21 protein-coding genes are annotated in these 17,798 nt (G+C 31.7%); 3 read left to right on the top strand and 18 right to left on the bottom strand.

Annotation, left to right across the window (positions count from 1 at the left end; translation table 11 throughout):
- Nucleotides 1–14 precede the first annotated feature (14 nt).
- The 5 genes from K5I29_RS10780 to K5I29_RS13470 all read right to left on the bottom strand — a co-directional run bounded on the left by K5I29_RS10780 (nucleotide 15) and on the right by K5I29_RS13470 (nucleotide 3,817).
- Nucleotides 15–632, bottom strand: coding sequence for an arsenate-mycothiol transferase ArsC (locus K5I29_RS10780; protein ID WP_264433258.1), 618 nt, complete (start codon nucleotides 630–632; stop codon nucleotides 15–17).
- The gene (locus K5I29_RS10775; RefSeq protein ID WP_264433256.1) at nucleotides 633–1,094 is read right to left on the bottom strand and encodes a DUF6428 family protein; all 462 of its coding nucleotides are present in this window, start codon (nucleotides 1,092–1,094) and stop codon (nucleotides 633–635) included.
- A gap of 49 nt (nucleotides 1,095–1,143) precedes the next feature.
- On the bottom strand, nucleotides 1,144–1,473 hold the full coding sequence (locus tag K5I29_RS10770) for an ArsR/SmtB family transcription factor (RefSeq protein ID WP_264433254.1): 330 nt from the start codon (nucleotides 1,471–1,473) through the stop codon (nucleotides 1,144–1,146).
- Nucleotides 1,474–1,566: 93 nt separating this feature from the next.
- Nucleotides 1,567–2,394: a TonB-dependent receptor gene (locus K5I29_RS13475; protein ID WP_317134278.1), complete on the bottom strand. Its 828-nt coding sequence runs from the start codon at nucleotides 2,392–2,394 to the stop codon at nucleotides 1,567–1,569.
- 16 nt (nucleotides 2,395–2,410) lie between these two features.
- Entirely contained in the window at nucleotides 2,411–3,817 is a 1,407-nt protein-coding gene (locus tag K5I29_RS13470) for a TonB-dependent receptor (protein WP_317134277.1), read from the bottom strand.
- Between the two features lie 92 nt (nucleotides 3,818–3,909).
- On the opposite strand from K5I29_RS13470, the gene K5I29_RS10760 reads away from it, so the two are divergent.
- From K5I29_RS10760 to K5I29_RS10750, 3 genes are read left to right on the top strand one after another with little or no spacing between them, the layout of a single operon-like run.
- A complete protein-coding gene (locus tag K5I29_RS10760; RefSeq protein ID WP_264433252.1) occupies nucleotides 3,910–4,557 on the top strand; it encodes a metal-dependent transcriptional regulator in 648 nt (215 codons plus the stop codon).
- On the top strand, nucleotides 4,557–5,378 hold the full coding sequence (locus K5I29_RS10755; RefSeq protein WP_394358569.1) for a ZIP family metal transporter: 822 nt from the start codon (nucleotides 4,557–4,559) through the stop codon (nucleotides 5,376–5,378). The genes K5I29_RS10760 and K5I29_RS10755 overlap by 1 nt, the downstream gene beginning before the upstream one ends.
- Nucleotides 5,379–5,419: 41 nt before the next feature.
- The gene (locus tag K5I29_RS10750; protein WP_264433250.1) at nucleotides 5,420–6,490 is read left to right on the top strand and encodes a glycosyltransferase; all 1,071 of its coding nucleotides are present in this window, start codon (nucleotides 5,420–5,422) and stop codon (nucleotides 6,488–6,490) included.
- A gap of 18 nt (nucleotides 6,491–6,508) precedes the next feature.
- On the opposite strand, the gene K5I29_RS10745 is transcribed toward K5I29_RS10750, so the two are convergent.
- From K5I29_RS10745 to K5I29_RS10685, 13 genes are all read right to left on the bottom strand, one after another.
- Nucleotides 6,509–7,693: an O-antigen ligase family protein gene (locus tag K5I29_RS10745; RefSeq protein ID WP_264433248.1), complete on the bottom strand. Its 1,185-nt coding sequence runs from the start codon at nucleotides 7,691–7,693 to the stop codon at nucleotides 6,509–6,511.
- A complete protein-coding gene (locus tag K5I29_RS10740) occupies nucleotides 7,665–8,468 on the bottom strand; it encodes a glycosyltransferase (protein WP_264433245.1) in 804 nt (267 codons plus the stop codon). Before K5I29_RS10740 ends, K5I29_RS10745 begins: the two co-directional genes overlap by 29 nt.
- Nucleotides 8,434–9,834 carry an O-antigen ligase family protein gene (locus K5I29_RS10735; RefSeq protein ID WP_264433243.1) on the bottom strand — a complete coding sequence of 467 codons (1,401 nt, stop codon included), beginning with the start codon at nucleotides 9,832–9,834 and terminating at the stop codon, nucleotides 8,434–8,436. Before K5I29_RS10735 ends, K5I29_RS10740 begins: the two co-directional genes overlap by 35 nt.
- 6 nt (nucleotides 9,835–9,840) lie before the next feature.
- Nucleotides 9,841–10,851 carry a glycosyltransferase family 2 protein gene (locus K5I29_RS10730; protein ID WP_264433240.1) on the bottom strand — a complete coding sequence of 337 codons (1,011 nt, stop codon included), beginning with the start codon at nucleotides 10,849–10,851 and terminating at the stop codon, nucleotides 9,841–9,843.
- A 114-nt stretch (nucleotides 10,852–10,965) separates the two neighbouring features.
- Nucleotides 10,966–12,093, bottom strand: a complete 1,128-nt coding sequence (msrB, locus tag K5I29_RS10725; RefSeq protein ID WP_264433237.1) for a peptide-methionine (R)-S-oxide reductase MsrB — start codon at nucleotides 12,091–12,093, stop codon at nucleotides 10,966–10,968.
- Nucleotides 12,094–12,095: 2 nt separating this feature from the next.
- Nucleotides 12,096–12,554, bottom strand: a complete 459-nt coding sequence (locus tag K5I29_RS10720) for a YkgB family protein (protein ID WP_264433235.1) — start codon at nucleotides 12,552–12,554, stop codon at nucleotides 12,096–12,098.
- A gap of 75 nt (nucleotides 12,555–12,629) precedes the next feature.
- Nucleotides 12,630–12,902, bottom strand: a complete 273-nt coding sequence (locus tag K5I29_RS10715) for a hypothetical protein (RefSeq protein WP_264433232.1) — start codon at nucleotides 12,900–12,902, stop codon at nucleotides 12,630–12,632.
- A 10-nt stretch (nucleotides 12,903–12,912) separates the two neighbouring features.
- Nucleotides 12,913–13,461, bottom strand: a complete 549-nt coding sequence (locus K5I29_RS10710) for a sigma-70 family RNA polymerase sigma factor (protein ID WP_264433229.1) — start codon at nucleotides 13,459–13,461, stop codon at nucleotides 12,913–12,915.
- 87 nt (nucleotides 13,462–13,548) lie between these two features.
- Nucleotides 13,549–14,397 carry a dTDP-4-dehydrorhamnose reductase gene (gene rfbD, locus K5I29_RS10705; RefSeq protein WP_264433228.1) on the bottom strand — a complete coding sequence of 283 codons (849 nt, stop codon included), beginning with the start codon at nucleotides 14,395–14,397 and terminating at the stop codon, nucleotides 13,549–13,551.
- On the bottom strand, nucleotides 14,391–14,942 hold the full coding sequence (rfbC, locus tag K5I29_RS10700; RefSeq protein ID WP_264433225.1) for a dTDP-4-dehydrorhamnose 3,5-epimerase: 552 nt from the start codon (nucleotides 14,940–14,942) through the stop codon (nucleotides 14,391–14,393). The genes rfbD and rfbC overlap by 7 nt, the downstream gene beginning before the upstream one ends.
- Nucleotides 14,943–15,803, bottom strand: coding sequence for a glucose-1-phosphate thymidylyltransferase RfbA (gene rfbA, locus K5I29_RS10695; RefSeq protein WP_264433222.1), 861 nt, complete (start codon nucleotides 15,801–15,803; stop codon nucleotides 14,943–14,945). It lies immediately after the preceding gene.
- Nucleotides 15,803–16,816, bottom strand: a complete 1,014-nt coding sequence (rfbB, locus tag K5I29_RS10690) for a dTDP-glucose 4,6-dehydratase (protein ID WP_264433218.1) — start codon at nucleotides 16,814–16,816, stop codon at nucleotides 15,803–15,805. The genes rfbA and rfbB overlap by 1 nt, the downstream gene beginning before the upstream one ends.
- Nucleotides 16,816–17,796 (bottom strand): hypothetical protein, encoded by a 981-nt coding sequence (locus K5I29_RS10685; protein WP_264433216.1) that lies wholly within the window; start codon nucleotides 17,794–17,796, stop codon nucleotides 16,816–16,818. The genes rfbB and K5I29_RS10685 overlap by 1 nt, the downstream gene beginning before the upstream one ends.
- Nucleotides 17,797–17,798: the final 2 nt, after the last annotated feature.

Raw genomic sequence — 17,798 nt, 5'->3', positions numbered from 1 at the left:
GAGGTTTTTTTGTTTTAAGGCATTTTTATTTGGCTAAAAACATACAGCATTTCGGTAGCTATTTGTTGGCTGCGTTGTAAATAAACTTCGGTTTGGTTAGGTTGCCCGTCGGCAACTTTCGGATCTTGGTAGGTTAATGCAATTCGCGCATCAGCACCAAAAACTATAGGACAATTTTGATCGGCATCGTTACAAGTTAAAACGGCTATAAAATTGGATTCTGGATTAAACGGATGTTGAATTGGTTTAGAAAAACCAATAATTGGCAGCGCATTGGCATCAAATTTTATAAAATAAATCGGATTTTCGGCTTCAATATTTTTATATACATCAAAACCCTGACTTTCTAAAGTTTTTATAATTTTAGGATGCAAAGCTGTAGCAACGGTTCCGCCAGAAAAACATGTTATCGGTTCTATTTTGTAATAAGCAGCCGCTGTTTGTGCCCAAACTTGTGCCAAATGGCTACGGCGCGAATTGTGCGTACAAATAAAATTTAACCGAATGGTTTTGTGTTGGTTTACTTTATTTTGAATGGCCTGAATAAGTGGTTGTAGTTTTTTTAGGCGTTCTGTTGGTAATAAAGTAAAGTTTTGTTGCGCTTTTATGGTTTGGAGTACGCTTGCATTCATTTAACAACAACCTGAATTTGGTGTACAACAAGAAACTGCTTCACCAATTTTTACTTTTGGTTTTTGTGCCGGAATACCGCACGAATCTTCTGCCAAACAAGCTGTTGTTTTATTATGTAACATAAAGTTTTTACCGTTAAAGCTTAAAGCAAATTTGCTAATAGTTTCTGTTTGGTATTCTACCTCAATTTCAGCATCTTCAATCCCCAATTGTTTTTCTGCTAACGCAATGATGTTTGCTAATTTTGTTGGTTTTAAACGATGCTCGTAATCATCAGCATTCCAAAGCTGTAAGTTCACTGTTTTTTCAGTTCTAACTACTCCTCCACAATCAATAAATTTTTTGGTAAGCTGACCAACTTCGGTTACATGAAAATGTTCGGGTACAAAAGTTCCGTTTTCTAATTCAAAAGCAACGTTTTCTAATTGCGGTAAAAGATTTTTAATTTCTGATAATTTCATAACTAAATGTTTAACATTGTAATATTACGATGATGTGTTTTAAATTTTTTTAGCAACATGTATTAATAGGCTCAAACTGAATAAAGAATTGCGTAAACTGCGCTTGCATTTGCTCCCAAACGCTTTGATTAATACAATAACAAACCGATTTGCCTTCAATTTCTCCTTTTATAATCTCGGCATCTTTTAGCACTTTTAAATGTTGCGAAATGGTTGCTTGTGCTAAACCTAGTTCTTGCACCAAATCGGTACAAATGCATGCTTTTTGGTTTATAATATGTTGCAAAATTGCCAATCGGGCCGGATGGCCTAAAACTTTAAACAAGTTGGCTAACTGATTTTGTTGTTCTGTAAATATTTCTGATTTGGTAATTCCCATAAATAATTAATGTATCGCAATATTACGATGCTATTTTTTTATTTGCAAGAAAAAAATACAAACCTCAAACCTATTTTAGATTTGAGGTTTGTTTTATCTTAAATTATAACGTACGCCAACAAAACCGCGAATGCCTTGGTTGGGGCCGTAGCTATAATTGGGATCAAAAGTTAATCCGTACGGATTATTTGGTGTTGGAATAGCTTGTCCGTTGGGATCAAAAACTACATTTTTGTCAAACGGATCGTGTGCATTTGCAATAATAAACGGATTGCCCTTGTTTACCGTCCAATTCAGTAAGTTTTTCACTCCACCATAAAACTCAAAGTTTTGCATGCCACGATACGTAATTTGAATATTTTGAATAGAAAATGGCTTTGAATATTGACGGCGCGGATCTAACGGTCCTAATGTTGGTAAACGCATGCCGCCGTATACATTGCCCGTATAATCAATTGTAAAATTGGTATTCGGAATATCGTAACCAATGGTCCAAGTTCCGGTAAAACGTTCGGTTAGCATTTGGCGTGTGGTAATATGGTTTTCGGTTTTATTCACGTCCATAAATGTTACGCCCGTCATAATACGTAATCCGTTGGTTAAATTCGCATCGGCATTTAAACTTACTCCTTTTGATACGGCACGTCCGTTTAAGTTGGCGTAAATAATTTGATTGGGATTGGTATCGTAATCAGGAATTATGGAATTGGTAAAATGCGTGTACCAAGCACTAGCTTCAAACGCATAGTAATTTCCGCTTTCAGCATAAATCTTTTTTAAATAATTTATGTTTACGTTGTATGATTTTTCTGGCTTTAGCTCATCAACAATAACAACTTCGCGTGCTCCGGTAAGCGCAGCATGATCTTCTGTAAATAAATTTACGACACGAAATCCGGTTCCAGCATTTAAACGAAACACATCAAAATCTGAAAATTTATAGCGATAAGCTACGCGCGGTAAAAATATGGCCGTGAATTGAGTTGTAATCGTAACGCGCTCCGATTAATACGTTTTGTTTTTCGTCAATTTTAAAATCGTTTTGTACAAAAATGCTCGGCATAACATATTCATCAGCGGTTTGGGTTGCTGGCGTATTATCATTATAATAATTATAGCGCATGGCAGCACCTAATAGTAAATCGTTGCGACCGTAGGTTTTGGCATGCAGCAATTGTCCAAAGCCGATGCGTTGTTTGGCTAAATATGGGGTTGTTCCGTAAACTGAGTTTTGATCGTGATCGGTGTACGAAAAGGTTGCACGTAACGGAAAGTGCGTATTAAATTCGTAATTACCTAACAATTCGTATCGGCTGGTATAAATGCTTTCGCCATAAACCTGATCTCCGCCGCGGTGTGATTTGTTCCATTGCATTTCACCGCCCCAACGGTCTTCGTAAAAATAGCGCCCAGCCACAGAAAATGCTTTTCCGGATTTACGATTAAAATCCCATTTCTGAAAAACAGAAGCGCGTTTTTGCAAGGTTAAATCGGTAAAATTATCTCCATTATTATCAATAGGCGTGTCGTAATAAAACGCATTAACCCCCGTTAAAACATTAGCTTTTTTGCCAACCTGCGTTGCAAAGCCTAAATCGATATTGGTTTCGGCCCATGAAGTCGAAAAAATATCAGCCGTAAATTTTGGCGCTTTGTACACATCTTTAGTAATTACGTTTATTAAACCACCAATTGCTTCGGACCCGTATAAAGAAGATGCAGGACCTTTAACAATTTCTACTCGTTCTATTAACGAGTTTGGAATGCCAGATAATCCATAAACGGTTGAAAGACCGCTTACAATTGGCATACCGTCAATTAAAATCATGGTATAAGGACCTTCTAGCCCGTTAATATGAATATCGCCGGTATTGCAAACGCTGCAGTTAATTTGTGGTTTTACGCCGTTTACGGTTTGTAAACCTTCAAAAATATTTGCCGTTGGATTTTTTAAGAAAAACCCGTTTTGAATTACATCAACCGGCATGGGGCTATCTATTCGGCTCACAGCGCGCATGGTTGCAGAAACTACAACTTCATCGAGCGCATCATCAAAATCAAGTTCAAAGTTTAGTTGCGCTTTTTGATTGTTTTTTACAACAACGGTTTTGGTTGCGGCTTTTAATCCGGTATGGCTGGCTTTAATTTTATAGGTACCATTTTTTAAATTTTGCAACTCGTATTTTCCGTTTGCATCGGTTTGGGTTCCTACCGTTTCATTTTCTATGGTTATAGAAACGTGCGCCAACGGCGCATTATCTAACAAAACCTTACCAGAAATGCTATTTTGTGCAAATGCAAATTGATATAAGAATAAAAAAGTTACTAAATAAGTGAATTTCATGGCTTTTAGTTCGTGGTTAAAATAAATTTAGACAAACCTAAAAATTATTTTTGTAATAAAAAAATATTATATTTGTTGAAACTTAATTTATAATGACGCACTCTGAAGAAAATTATTTAAAGGTTATTTACCATTTGTCGCAAGTTTTACCGTTGGGCGTTAGTACCAACGCAATTGCTGAAATGATGGAAACCAAAGCTTCGTCGGTTACGGATATGATAAAAAAATTAGCCGAAAAGGATTTGGTTGATTACCAACGTTACCAAGGCGTTAAAATGACCGAATTAGGGCAAAAATCGGCCAAAATGATTATTCGTAACCACAGATTGTGGGAAGTTTTTTTGGTTGAAAAGCTAAATTTTTCTTGGGATGAAGTGCATGAAGTTGCTGAAGAATTAGAACATATTAAGTCAGAAAAACTAATCACCAAATTGGATGAGTTTCTTGGTTTTCCAAGCCATGATCCGCACGGAGATCCGATTCCGGACAGAAACGGAAATATTGCCAAAAGCAGTAAAATACTTTTAAGCGATGCCGTTTTAGGTCAGAAATTAATTTGTGTAGGAGTTAAAGATTCGTCGTCAGAATTTTTACAGTTTTTAGATAAAAATAAAATAGGAATAGGTTCTGAAATTGAAATTTTAGAGAAAGAAGATTTTGATGCTTCGTTAACCTTATTACTTAATACTCAAAAAATAATGTTATCGCATAAAATAGCGAGTAATTTATACGTAAAATAATGAATCAAATTATTGATTTCTTTTCTAGCATACCACCCGTTTGGGCTGCCTTGCTTGCCACCTTATTTTGTTGGTTTTTAACCGCTGTAGGCGCATCGTTTGTTTTGTTATTTAAAAAGGTTAACCAAGTTGTTTTAGATGGCATGTTGGGCTTTACAGGTGGTGTTATGATTGCAGCAAGTTTTTGGAGCTTGCTTGCTCCTGCTATTGCTATGACAGGTGGTGAAGGATTTAGAAAAGTTATGCCAGCTGCTATTGGTTTTATTGGCGGAGCTTTGTTTTTATTTGCGTTAGATAAGTTATTGCCGCATTTGCATTTAAACCACGCAGATGATGAGGTTGAAGGATTAAAATCGGGTTGGCAAAAAACAACATTATTGGTTTTTGCAATTACTTTACATAATATTCCTGAAGGATTAGCTGTTGGTGTTTTGTTTGGTGGCGTTGCTGTTGGAATTCCAGAAGCAAGCGTTGCAGGTGCTTTAACCTTAGCCATTGGAATCGGGATTCAGAACTTACCAGAAGGTATTGCTGTTGCCATGCCTTTACGCCGTATGGGAATGAGCCGTGGTAAAAGTTTTATGTACGGACAAGCTTCTGCCTTGGTAGAACCTATTGCCGGTGTTGTTGGTGCTTTATCAGTAGCTTTTTTTACTCCTATTTTACCTTATGCCTTGGCATTTGCTGCTGGCGCCATGATTTTTGTAGTTGTTGAAGAAGTTATTCCCGAAACGCAACGTAACGGGAATAACGATATTGCAACTTTAGGTGTTATTGGCGGTTTTGTGGTTATGATGCTTTTAGATGTTGCTTTGGGGTAGATTTGATTCTTTTTTAATTATTTTCGTACAAATTTATTATTATGGTTGTTGTTCATATTGTTGAAGCATTTGGTGGTGGAGTTTATACTTATTTAAAGGACTTAACTGAATTTTTTTCGAAATCAGAAGATGTTAAAAACATTATTATTTATAGTACTAAAAGAAAAGAATTTGATAAGGATAAAATGCATTTTGTAAACAGCAACAATGTTGAATATATTAATATTGATATGGAGCGCAGTGTGAGCCCATTACAAGATTTTAAATCAATTTTAAAAATCAGAAAAATATTAAATAAAATTAAGCCTGATGTTGTTCACATGCATTCTTCTAAGGCAGGTATTTTAGGTAGGTTTGCAAGTTTAGGGATTGTATCTAATACTAAAACCTTTTACAGTCCACATGGTTATTCTTTTTTAAATCATGAATTTTCACCGACTAAGAAAAAAATGTTTTATTTTATTGAAAAATATTCTCAAAATATTTTAGGAGGAACAACAGTAGCATGTGGTGATACCGAATATGAAATAGCTTCTAAAATTGGAAAAAGTGTTTTGGTAAGAAATGGGATTATTCCAGATCATGTAGTTAAGTATAAAAATGAAGTTACGAATAATAGATTGCTAGTTGGAACTTTAGGAAGAATAAGTTTACAGAAAAACCCTAAATTATTTAACGAAATAGCTATCAGGTTTCCTGATTTTGACTTTTTGTGGATTGGAGAAGGTGATTTAAAAGACCAGCTTACAGCACCAAATATTACGGTTACAGGTTGGTTGACAAATCGGGATATAATAATGAATAAATTAAATAAATTAGATATTTATATTCAAACATCTTCTTGGGAAGGATTACCTATCTCAATAATTGAAGCCATGGCATTAAGTAAACCAGTTGTAGCCACAAATATTATTGGGAATAAGGATTTAGTAAGTAACCAAGAAACTGGGTTTGTTTTTACTGATTTAAACGAATTAGATGAGATTTTTGAAAAGCTTAAGGCTAAAGAAACACGTCTTTTTTATGGACAAAATGGTTATAAACGTTGTAGTTTGCTTTTTAATTCTCAAATTAATTTTAATCAGTTAAGCAATATTTATAAAAATGGATAAATCTAAAAAACCTTAAAGCTATAGCTTTAAAGGTTTTTTAGATTTATCAACAAAGTATATTAAGGTTATTATTAGTGCTGCAAAATAACTACCTACTTGCCTGTTTAAAACGCAATCTAATATTAAAAACAAGACAAAACCTATAAATAGAGATATTTTATAAAAAGAGCCATTTGTATTTTTCCAAAGAGAAATTAGAAAATACAAGAAAAATAAAAGGCCTAATATTCCTGTTGTCATTATAATATATAAAAACTGATTGTGAGAGTTAAATTTGCTATCTATAAACCAATCTTTTTTTGATTGATTAGTAATTTTACTAGAATAACAGTTTATCAGCTCTGAAGTTAGGTTTTCATTACTTTTACCTCCAATAAAAATATTTCCATCATCGATTACTTTAACAGAACAAGGCCAAATTATAAATCTAGGTTCATAGTCAACAAACGAGTCAATTCCATTTTCTAATTTAAATCTATTTCTAATATTGTCATTTGTAACAGCTAAGGTTACAAAAGATATACAAATTAAAGAAGTGATTAATAGTTTTACATATGTTTTGTATGATGTAAAGAAGTAGTAATAGACAATTCCAGAAATAAGATATGTTAAAATAGTTAACCTTGCAGCAATAAAAAAAACAAATAAAATGTTGACTGCTATGATTACAAATGCTAGCTTTTTATTAATCTCTTTGTTTTGTAGCAAATTAATAGTAATCATACTGGAGATAAAAATAAAAAAGCCCAAAAAAGGTCTGTCTAAATAAATTACATTAAAAATTAATTCTCCGTTTGAAAGATCTACATTTGGAAGTGTAATATATAAACTAGCTATTTTAATAAGAGAAATTACTATTGCAAGATTTGCGCTCACAATAATTGCTTTTTTAACATATAGTACTTTACTATTTAGTAAAACAATGGTGAAAAGAATAATTAAAAGTAGCCGTGATAAGATCTTTATATCAGAAATAAATGTTTTATTTATTAGCTCAATAAATGCTGTAGCTAATACAAAAACAGTTATTGGTATTATTTCTTTATATTTTAATTTCTCATTATTTATAATAAGTAGTAAAACGGATATAATTAAAAAAATATTAGGTAAAGCCATTGATAGTGGTAAACTAATTATGGCTAAACAAGTTACCGCATTTTGTGTGCGTTTTATATTATTTTGAGTAAATAATTTTTTTAACATTTTTGATTAATTTATTAGGAATTATTAATAAACCACAGCTACGTACTAAACCATATATTGGCCAAAATCCCCAATAAAAATGCTTTAACATTATTCGTATTCTACTTTTAATTTGAATAGTTCTTTTTTTAGCGGAAATTCCTGTATTATCAACTTGAAAATAAACAAGAGATTCCTTAATATTATAAGTTTTATATTTTTTTACAATATCAAAAAAATAAGCATAGTCTTCTGCGGCTTGATAATTTATTGGATAATATCCTATAGTTTCTAATATTTCAATTCTAAACATTACGCAAGGATGAAGATGCATTGAATTAACATGCATTTTATTTTTTATATCCTTATATTTTTCAGGAAATTTAGTGTTAAATAAACATTCTCCTACTTCGTTAATTGCAGTAGCATTAGAGCCTACTAAATAGGTGTCTTTATTTTTATCTAGATATTCTTCTTGAATTTTAAATCGGGTGTCAATACAAATGTCATCACAATCAAGCCTAGCAATGTACTTGTATTTATTTTGATCATAAATAGACTTTAACCCTTCATTTAAGGCTATCTCTATACCGGAATTTTGCTCTAAATATAAAAAACTAATACTTCCGCTAAAGTTTATTGCTTTTTTTAGTTCAACTTCATTAATTTTATTTTTAAAACTTCCATCATCTACAACTAAAACATCAACCTTTTCATTTTTACCTATTGCTTCTATTGCTTTTTTTAGGCCAAAATTATTATTATAATGAGGAATTAATACGACTGTTTTGTTCATAGTTTTTTTGATAAATTATAAGTATTGCAATAAAAATCCACACACCATAAATCCTAAAAGAGTCAAACTGTAACCAATTTATGAATAACCCTATGAATGAAATAAGAAGATTAATTGCCAGAACTTTTCCTAAAAATGTATTATCTTTTTTTAGTAAGGTTAAGGTGTTTTTTATGATTAAAAATTCTAAGTAAACAAATATTATAAATCCAATTATGCCTAGTTCTGCTAAAATTCTTGTATAAAGGTTAAAACTAGGAGGAAAAGAAGTATTGTTTTCATTTAGGTAATAATGCTCAAACTCATAATTATCTTCTGTTGCCCAATCAGGGTATTTATCTTTAGCTACAAATGCTTGCTGACCCAAACCAACGCCAAGAATTGGATTTTCAGAAAAAACTAATAAAGAAGTATATTGCATTCCAAACCTACTCTTGTTGGATATACTTGAAGTCATATTTTCAACAAAGTTTAATGATTTTACTTTTTCATTAATTGCGTCATAAAATTTGGAACCAAAAATTACAAACCCAATAGCCAAGCAAAAGAAAGCAATTTTAAAAGAATTAAATATTAATTTTTTGTAACCAAAAATAGAATATAAAAAATATATAAAAATAATAAACTGGATAGATACAATTGCTAGAGCAGTTCTAGACCCCGAAAAAAACGTTAAGACAATAATAGCTATTGTTGGGAGGAAACGAAATTTACTCTTGCTTGTAATTATATAGCTAAACATCCAGCTAGCAATTGTAATTAAATAAATCGCTAAAAAAGGAGGCTCTTGAGATACGCTTGAAATTCTTCCTGTATTGTAAATGTTATTGTTAAGAAAAGGAAGATGAGAAAGTAAATTAAATAGAGGAGTAAAAAAATTAATTTTAAAATATGAAACAAAAATTTCTAAAGAGCCGTAAATAGAAGCAAAGATTAAAGAATACAAAAATATCTTTCTAATGTATTTTAAAATCTCATCATTTCTTTTATCCTTTAGAACAAACCAATATAAATTAAAGCATACTAGACCTGATATTATAAGAGAAATATATTGTTTTATAAACCTTGTGATTCCATCAGTTTGTTTAAAATAATAAAAACGAATATCAAAAAAGTTAAATACAGTGCTTAGTAGGCACCAAATAATAAACATTAGAACTAATTGAAATAAATTATTTTTAAACGGAAGATGTATTTTACCTGATAACCAGTAGTATATAATTAATACAAAAAAGGCTAAAAGAAAAAATACGATTGAAGATTCATTTCTAAACTCTCCCAAAAAAGGCAACACCTCTACTTTATTAAATGGTATTAAAAACAATCCAATTGTAAATAGAAAAGTTATAATAATTTTTAATTTCATAAATATTTAATTATAATTTTTTCTCTTTTTAAGAAAATTATTAACTATCATATATAATTTTAGAAATATGACAGTTAAGTTAAAGCCTAATAAGCTATATGCTTTATTAAGTTTACTTACATTTTTGGTTGAATTAGTTGCTAAAAGATATGATAAGTTTTTTATGTCATTAATTTTCTCCTTTTCAAGAGAATTCTTTAATAAGTTAAAATGAATTAGTAATAAACAATAATGATCAGCCCAAAAATGATTAATAAGTTCAATGTCTTCTTTACTTAATTGTTTAGAGCAACTTCTTGATAACATCAAATAAACATCTGTTATGACAGTTTTATTTATTGTATTAGACTGAGAACCTTCTCTAAAATGTCTATACATATAAAATGAGTTAGGAAAACAACAAAAGGTATTTAAAGATAACATAAGGTTTGCAGTCCATTCCATATCTTCAGCTTTTAAGCCTGGAGGAAAAAATATATTATTATTTATTAAAAGTTCTCGTCTAACTATTTTATCACAAGGAGAGGCTTTAAAAAAACCATTGTTAATTAAGACTTTAGCTTCTTTTTTAAAAGAATGATTATAGATCTTATTGTCAAAGTGAGGGGGGAAAATTCTACCGTTTGGAGAAATTCGTGTTTCTTTATGTAATATTACATCAGGATAGTTTTTTTCTTTAATTAGGTTGGCTATATCTTTTAATGCATTATTATCAAATAAATAATCATCAGAATCAATAAAAATTATATACTCTCCAATAGCTTTTTTTAGACCATTATTTCTAGCAATCGCTGCACCTGCATTTTCTTGATAAAAATATTTAGAATTTTTGAATTTTGTTAAAAAAAGCTGGCAAATACTTCCACTAGAGTCGATAGATCCGTCATTAACTATAATCAACTCGTAATCTTCAAACGTTTGATTTAAGATACTTTGAAGACATTTTTCAAGATATTTTTCAACGTTATATACAGGTATAATTATGCTAAATAGCGGAGCAAAAGTATTTGTAGGCATTAGTTTTTTTTCAAAAATAACACTTTAAAAACATAATATTAACTGAAACGATTAATATTTTGTTTTCTGATTGTTACTCAATAGAAAAAGGCAGTTTAAATACTGCCTTTTATCCTATTTTTTATCTAACAAGCTTAAATAAGTGCCATAACCTTTTGCTTTCATTTCAGCTTTAGGAATAAAGTTTAAAGAAGCGCTATTAATACAATAGCGTAATCCGCCTTTATCTTTTGGTCCGTCGTTAAAAACATGACCTAAATGTGCATTACCAGTTTTGCTTTTTACTTCTGTACGACGCATTCCGTATGAATTATCATCCAATTCCTTAATTAAATTTTTATTAATTGGTTTAGAAAAACTTGGCCATCCGCAGCCGGCATCGAATTTATCTGCCGAAATAAAAAGCGGTTCTCCAGTTGTAATATCTACATAAATACCTTCTCTAAATTCCTGATCGTATTCGTTAGCATAAGCACGTTCGGTAGCGCCATTTTGCGTCACGTTGTATTGCAACGGCGTTAATTGTTTTTTTAAGGTCGCTTGATCTGGTTTTACATAGCTCGTTTTGTTTTGTACCGGATTAGCCTTTTTCGCTTCTTCAAAAAGCTTTTTCGGAATGTGGCAGTATCCGTTCGGATTCTTATCTAAATAATCTTGATGGTAGGTTTCTGCATCATAAAAATTAGAAATAGGCTGCACTTCAATCGCTATTTTTTGTCTATATTTTTTAGCTAACTCCGCTATTTTTTGTTCTATAATTGCTTTCTGACTTGCATCTGCATAATAAATTCCAGTTCTGTATTGCGTTCCAATATCGTTACCTTGTTTATTTAAACTTGTTGGATCGATGGTTTTAAAATATTCATCAATTAATAAACCTAAACTTACTTCGTTCGGGTTATAAACTAATTTAACCGTTTCGGCAGCACCTGTTTTTCCGGTTACAACTTGGTTGTAAGTTGGGTTTTTAATAGCACTGTTGCCGTAACCAACGGTGGTTTGTTTTACCCCTCTAATTTGTTTAAAGAAATGTTCTGTTCCCCAAAAGCAACCTCCGGCAAAGTAAATTACCTGATCGTTTTTATTAATAGCTGAATCAATGGTTGAATTGTAATCAATAGCTTGTTCGCTAACTGTATTTGTATTTGCGATTAATTCATAGTTATCGTTACTACGAAATTGAAAGTTGGCCAATAATATGCCACCAACTACCGCAAAGGCTAAAACTAATATTTTTTTCATAATTATTTTTTATTTGCGAGTTGTAGTAAAGTTACTGCAAATCCTAAATACATAATATCTTTTAATATAAAGAAATCAGTAATAAAAAAGTTTGTAATAAAGGGTTCTCCGCTTACCGTTCTGTTTATGCCTGGTGTTGTAAATAAATAGCTTAAGGTTGTGCCAAAAATAATAAGTAAACCAATGGCTGCTATTCGTGCTACGCGAATATCTTTTAACCCCCATATAAGTAGTAAAGCTACAACAATTTCAAAAATTCCTACTAAGTTCGAAACGGTTTGAACGCTAAAAACATCGTACATCCAAAAGGTTAACGGATGGTTTTCTACTAAATTTTGAATGGCATTTGCTTCTATATTCGTAAATTTAAATAAACCTACCCAAAGTAAAATAAGTACGGTGCCAAATAATGAGATGTAAAATCCAAAAGTAAGGTTGTTTTTATCTGATAATGCTTTCATAACAAAAGTTTTAAATTTGTATTCGATTAATTTTTTACTATTGTCGCTCCTAAAAAAACATCCTGACAATTTTTTTTAATTTTTTTCAAGAATAGATTTTTTAACTTTCTGTTTTAAAGCTTCAAGTTCCGTTTGAGTGCTTTGGTTTTGAGATAAGTTTACTTTTTGAAGCTGCGCATCCATGATTAAAACCTTTTTGTGATATGTTTTGCAATTTTTACATAAAGCAAGATGCGATTTCAACCTTATTTTCTGTAAAGTTGATAATTGATTTGCTGTATCTCGCTCCATTCGTAAAGTTGCTTGGTTGCATGATAGAAATAGCTTATGCAATATATTTTGTATCATAATTTCTGAATTAGTGATTAAACCATTTAGAATCTAAACAATCTTTAAGTTGCAAGCGCGCGCGCTGCAAAATCTTCCATAAATTAGTCGTGTTTATTCCTAATTCCTGACTAACAAAGTCCGATTTCTTTTCTTCTAAATAATACAACTTAACCGGAACGCTCCATTTTTCGGGCAAATTTTCAATACAATGTTCAAACGCATTTTTAAAAGCCGGATCGTTAAAATACCCCGTATCTATTTCATCCCATGTTTTTAAAAATTCATTGGTTTTCCATTGTCCATCTTCGTCAAAATACGAATTCAAGCTTATTTTTCCGGGTTGTTTGTATTTTTTTCTGTAATAATCGGCAACTTTATAATTTAAGATGCTAGAAAGCCAAGTTTTAACCTGCCCATCGCCTTTGTACTTATCAATGCCTTCGTAAGCAGCTAAAAAAACATCCTGAACCACATCTTCAGCATCTTCAATATTGGGTAATAAATAACGCGCTCTTTGTAGTAAGTACGGAATATGCTGTTCTATCATATCCAGCACAATTTCTTTCTTGTTATTCATATAAAATGGTTTATAATGCAAACGAAAGTGCTGTTTTTTAATTGCTTGTATAGATATAAAAAAAATCTGCGGGATTAGTGCAGATTTTTATATTAGTTTGATATGATTTTTCCAAGATGGAATTTGAAGCGAAAAAGTTTCTTGAATTTTAGTTGTATCTAAAACGCTGTACGATGGCCTTTTTGCAGCTGTTGGATAAGCTGATGTAGGAATCGGATTTACTTTACATTGTATTTGATTGGTATTGAAAATAGCCTGAGCAAACTCAAACCAAGTACATGATTCGGAATTACTAAAGTTGTAAATACCGTACAAATTGGTTGCGGCTTTTGCATCTTCTTCGCAAATGCGCAATAAGGCATAAGCTAAATCTGGTGCGTAGGTTGGAATACCGGTTTGATCGTTTACAACGTTTATTTCATCACGATCTGAACCTAATCGGATCATAGTTTTTAAAAAGTTGTTTCCAAACTCCGAAAAAACCCATGAGGTTCTAACAATATAACTTTTCTCCCAAGTATTTTTTATGGCTTGCTCCCCTTCTAACTTGGTTTGACCATAAACGCTGGTTGGGTTAGGTTTATCTGTTTCTTTATACGGTTTAGTTTTTGTTCCGTCAAAAACAAAATCGGTAGAAACATGTAGTAATACCGTATTAAATTCTTTACTAACGTTAGCTAAATTGGCCGAGCCAGTAACATTTACCTCAAATGCTTGCGCGGTTTCTGTCTCAGCTTTATCAACTGCTGTGTATGCAGCGGTATTAATGCAATAATCCGGTTTATATTGTTTAAAAATAGTTTGGCAATTGGCTAGGTCTGTAATATCAAGCTGTTGTGAATTACAAAACACAAATTGAATGTTTGTATAAGTTGATGCTATTTTTTGAATAGATTGCCCCAATTGTCCGTTAGCACCGGTAACTAAAACTACCATATTTTTTTTGCTTTTGATAGATTGGGTAAAATGGCATCTTTTTCAGAAACTAGAAAATCGGTTACTGGTAATTGCCAATCAACTCCAATTTCTGGGCAATTGTAAATAATTCCGCCTTCGGATTCTTTGTTGTAAAAATTATCACATTTATAAAAAAATGATGCTGTTTCAGATAGTACTACAAAGCCGTGAGCAAAACCACGCGGAATAAATAATTGCTTCTGATTCTCAGCAGTCAATTCTACAGCTACATATTGACCGTATGTTTCAGATTCTGGTCTTATATCTACGGCAACGTCTAAAACAGATCCTGATAAAACTCGTACAAGTTTTGCTTGTGCATGTGCACCTGTTTGGTAATGTAAACCGCGTAAAACACCTTTGCTTGAAAACGATTGATTGTCTTGCACAAAGTTTACTTTGACATTAACCCCTTCGTTAAAAACCTTTTCATTATAACTTTCAAAAAAATAGCCTCGTACATCTTTAAATACACGAGGTTCTATGATATAACATCCTTTAAGATGAGTTTCTGTAAAGTTCATTTAATTTAATACATTTAAAAGTTGTTGGCCGTATCCGCCTTTAACTAAAGGTTCGGCTAACTTTATATATTGTTCTTTGTTGATGAAGCCCATTTTGTAGGCAGCTTCTTCAATAGCACCAATTAATAATCCTTGACGTTCTTCTACAACCTGAACAAATTGGCTGGCTTGATTAAGAGATTGAAAAGTTCCGGTATCTAGCCAAGCTGTACCACGGTCTAGAATTGAAACTTGTAATTTTCCATTCTCCAAATACACACGGTTTACGTCGGTAATTTCTAATTCACCTCGTTGCGAAGGTTGAATTTCTGAAGCGATTTTTACTACTTCATTGTCGTAAAAATAAATTCCTGGAACGGCATAATTTGATTTAGGTTGCTTCGGTTTTTCTTCAATAGAAATGGCTTTACCGTTGGCATCAAATTCAACTACACCGTAACGTTCTGGATCATGCACGTGATAGGCATAAATAATTCCGCCATTCGGGTTGTTGTTCGCTTTTAATAAATCGGCTAATCCGGTTCCGTAAAAAATATTATCTCCTAAAATAAGTGCTACTTTATCAGATCCAATAAAATCTTTTCCAATAATAAAAGCTTCGGCTAACCCATTTGGTTTTGCTTGTACTGCATATTCAAATTTACAACCTAAACTTGTTCCATTTCCTAAAAGTTTTTGAAACAGCGGTAAATCGTGCGGTGTTGAAATGATTAATATTTCGTTGATCCCTGCCCACATTAAAGTTGAAAGCGGGTAGTAAATCATGGGTTTGTTATAAATTGGCATTAACTGCTTACTAACGGCTAATGTTAAGGGATGCAATCGGGTTCCTGAGCCACCGGCTAAAATAATTCCTTTCATTAGTTTTTATACTTTTTTAGGTACCAAGCAATGGTTTTTTTAATTCCGGTTTCAAAGTTTTCATCAGCTTTCCACCCTAATTCGGTTTCCAGCTTTGTTGCATCAATTGCATAACGTAAATCGTGCCCCGGACGGTCGGTAACAAAAGTTATTTGCTCTTGATAGGTACCGTTTTTTTTCGGTTCTATTTCATTTAATAATTCGCAAATTGTATGTACAATTTGTAAGTTATTACGTTCGTTTCTACCTCCAATATTATAGGTTTCTCCAGCTTTACCTTTATAGAAAACAAGTTCTATGCCTTTGCAATGATCTAGCACGTACAACCAATCTCTAACATTTTTGCCATCTCCATAAATTGGAATGTTTTCGCCAGCAAGGCATTTGCGAATAATGGTAGGAATTAATTTTTCGTCATGTTGTTTTGGTCCGTAGTTGTTGGAGCAATTTGTGGTTACAACGTTCATACCATATGTATGAAAATAACTACGAACTAACATGTCTGATGCTGCTTTTGATGCTGAATAAGGGCTGTTTGGTGCGTATGGGGTTGTTTCTAAAAACAAACCTGTTTCACCTAAAGTTCCGTAAACCTCATCAGTAGAAATATGATGGAAACGAGAATTTTTAAACGCTTCTTTATATTGGTTGGGTTTTTCCATCCACAAATTACGAGCAGCATCTAATAAATTAAAAGTTCCTAAAACGTTTGTTTTAACAAAAGCTTCTGGGCCTGTAATTGAGTTATCTACATGACTTTCTGCAGCAAAATGAATTACGTCAGAAAATTGATAGGTTTTAAAAAGATTATCTATAAAATGTTTGTCACATATGTCACCGTGAATAAATTCATAATTTGGTGCTTTTTCAACTTCTTTCAGATTATTTATATCACCTGCATAAGTAAGTAAGTCAAGATTTATGACTTTGTATTCAGGATGATTGGTAACAAAATGTTCAACAAAGTTTGCGCCAATAAAGCCGGCACCACCAGTAACTAAAATGTTTTTCATTATAACTGATTTCTTTTAAGCATTTGATTTCTATAAAAAATCAAAAATAATTTGATGATAATGAAAATCGAAACAAACGCTATGGGTAAAATAAATTTTAAATTTTGAAAATTAGTATTAATAACAAGAGCGTTAGGTACGGTACTTACTTCTTTAACAATTACATCAGAATTAAATTTCTGAATTTGTAATTCTGCTAGTTTGTTAACAATAGCACTTTTTTGTTTAATAATTTCGTTTACCTGATTGTTGTCATTATAATAAACAAGATTATCTTTATTTATGTTAGACGAATGACTAGCAAATTGTTTGATGATACGATCTACTTGAGTTAAAATACTATCGTTAGCAGTAATTTGCTTATCAATATTTAGTTGCGTTAAATTCATTAGCTCGATGTAATATCTAGAGCTATTCAAGTAATTTAATAACGGTTCAACAACTTCTTTTCTAGAAATTATTTTTTTTGATGTAAAATGAATTAAATGATTGGTATAATTTTTACTAGTTGTTTCGTTGTTTAAAACTTCATCAATTTTATCACCTTTTGCACCTTGAGCTAATAATTTCAGCATTTCAAAGTTGGTAGGTTTTTGATCAATAAATTGATAAACTTCAACAATTGGAGTAATAGTAATATTTTGTATGTCAGCAAAATTTTCAATTCCAATTACTTTAAAAAATATAGAATCATTTGCTTTAACTTTTGAGTTGATTAAAGCAATTTGTTCATAAACATATTCAGTGCTTCCAAAATTTGGAGAAACAATTATTTTTTGTTCGTAAACTCGAGTGCTTTTGGTTATAAAAGAACCTACACCAAAACCAATAGCTAATAAAGCAATAAGAATTATAAAGTTCTTTTTGATGAAAAGAATTAAGTCGAATAAGCGATCACCCAGATATTCAAACCCAGATTTAATTTTATCAAATAATTGGCCTAAATCAATTTCTTGATCGTTAGCATTTTGCTGCTCCATGA

Source organism: Flavobacterium agricola, assembly GCF_025919725.1.
GTDB classification, from domain to species: domain Bacteria; phylum Bacteroidota; class Bacteroidia; order Flavobacteriales; family Flavobacteriaceae; genus Flavobacterium; species Flavobacterium agricola.
The sequence above is the reverse complement of the archived record's forward strand: the minus strand, read 5'-3'. Positions and strand labels throughout refer to the sequence as shown.

Coding starts and splice junctions, on each gene's coding strand:
- rfbC (WP_264433225.1), bottom strand. CDS start 14,942: ATGAACTTTACAGAAACTCATCTTAAAGGATGTTATATCATAGAACCT.
- K5I29_RS10745 (WP_264433248.1), bottom strand. CDS start 7,693: ATGTTAAAAAAATTATTTACTCAAAATAATATAAAACGCACACAAAAT.
- K5I29_RS10755 (WP_394358569.1), top strand. CDS start 4,557: ATGAATCAAATTATTGATTTCTTTTCTAGCATACCACCCGTTTGGGCT.
- rfbD (WP_264433228.1), bottom strand. CDS start 14,397: ATGGTAGTTTTAGTTACCGGTGCTAACGGACAATTGGGGCAATCTATT.
- K5I29_RS10775 (WP_264433256.1), bottom strand. CDS start 1,094: ATGAAATTATCAGAAATTAAAAATCTTTTACCGCAATTAGAAAACGTT.
- K5I29_RS10730 (WP_264433240.1), bottom strand. CDS start 10,851: ATGCCTACAAATACTTTTGCTCCGCTATTTAGCATAATTATACCTGTA.
- rfbA (WP_264433222.1), bottom strand. CDS start 15,803: ATGAAAGGAATTATTTTAGCCGGTGGCTCAGGAACCCGATTGCATCCC.
- K5I29_RS10685 (WP_264433216.1), bottom strand. CDS start 17,796: ATGGAGCAGCAAAATGCTAACGATCAAGAAATTGATTTAGGCCAATTA.
- K5I29_RS10780 (WP_264433258.1), bottom strand. CDS start 632: ATGAATGCAAGCGTACTCCAAACCATAAAAGCGCAACAAAACTTTACT.
- K5I29_RS13470 (WP_317134277.1), bottom strand. CDS start 3,817: ATGAAATTCACTTATTTAGTAACTTTTTTATTCTTATATCAATTTGCA.
- K5I29_RS10750 (WP_264433250.1), top strand. CDS start 5,420: ATGGTTGTTGTTCATATTGTTGAAGCATTTGGTGGTGGAGTTTATACT.
- rfbB (WP_264433218.1), bottom strand. CDS start 16,816: ATGAAAAACATTTTAGTTACTGGTGGTGCCGGCTTTATTGGCGCAAAC.
- K5I29_RS10715 (WP_264433232.1), bottom strand. CDS start 12,902: ATGATACAAAATATATTGCATAAGCTATTTCTATCATGCAACCAAGCA.
- K5I29_RS10740 (WP_264433245.1), bottom strand. CDS start 8,468: ATGAACAAAACAGTCGTATTAATTCCTCATTATAATAATAATTTTGGC.
- msrB (WP_264433237.1), bottom strand. CDS start 12,093: ATGAAAAAAATATTAGTTTTAGCCTTTGCGGTAGTTGGTGGCATATTA.
- K5I29_RS10770 (WP_264433254.1), bottom strand. CDS start 1,473: ATGGGAATTACCAAATCAGAAATATTTACAGAACAACAAAATCAGTTA.
- K5I29_RS10760 (WP_264433252.1), top strand. CDS start 3,910: ATGACGCACTCTGAAGAAAATTATTTAAAGGTTATTTACCATTTGTCG.
- K5I29_RS10720 (WP_264433235.1), bottom strand. CDS start 12,554: ATGAAAGCATTATCAGATAAAAACAACCTTACTTTTGGATTTTACATC.
- K5I29_RS10735 (WP_264433243.1), bottom strand. CDS start 9,834: ATGAAATTAAAAATTATTATAACTTTTCTATTTACAATTGGATTGTTT.
- K5I29_RS10710 (WP_264433229.1), bottom strand. CDS start 13,461: ATGAATAACAAGAAAGAAATTGTGCTGGATATGATAGAACAGCATATT.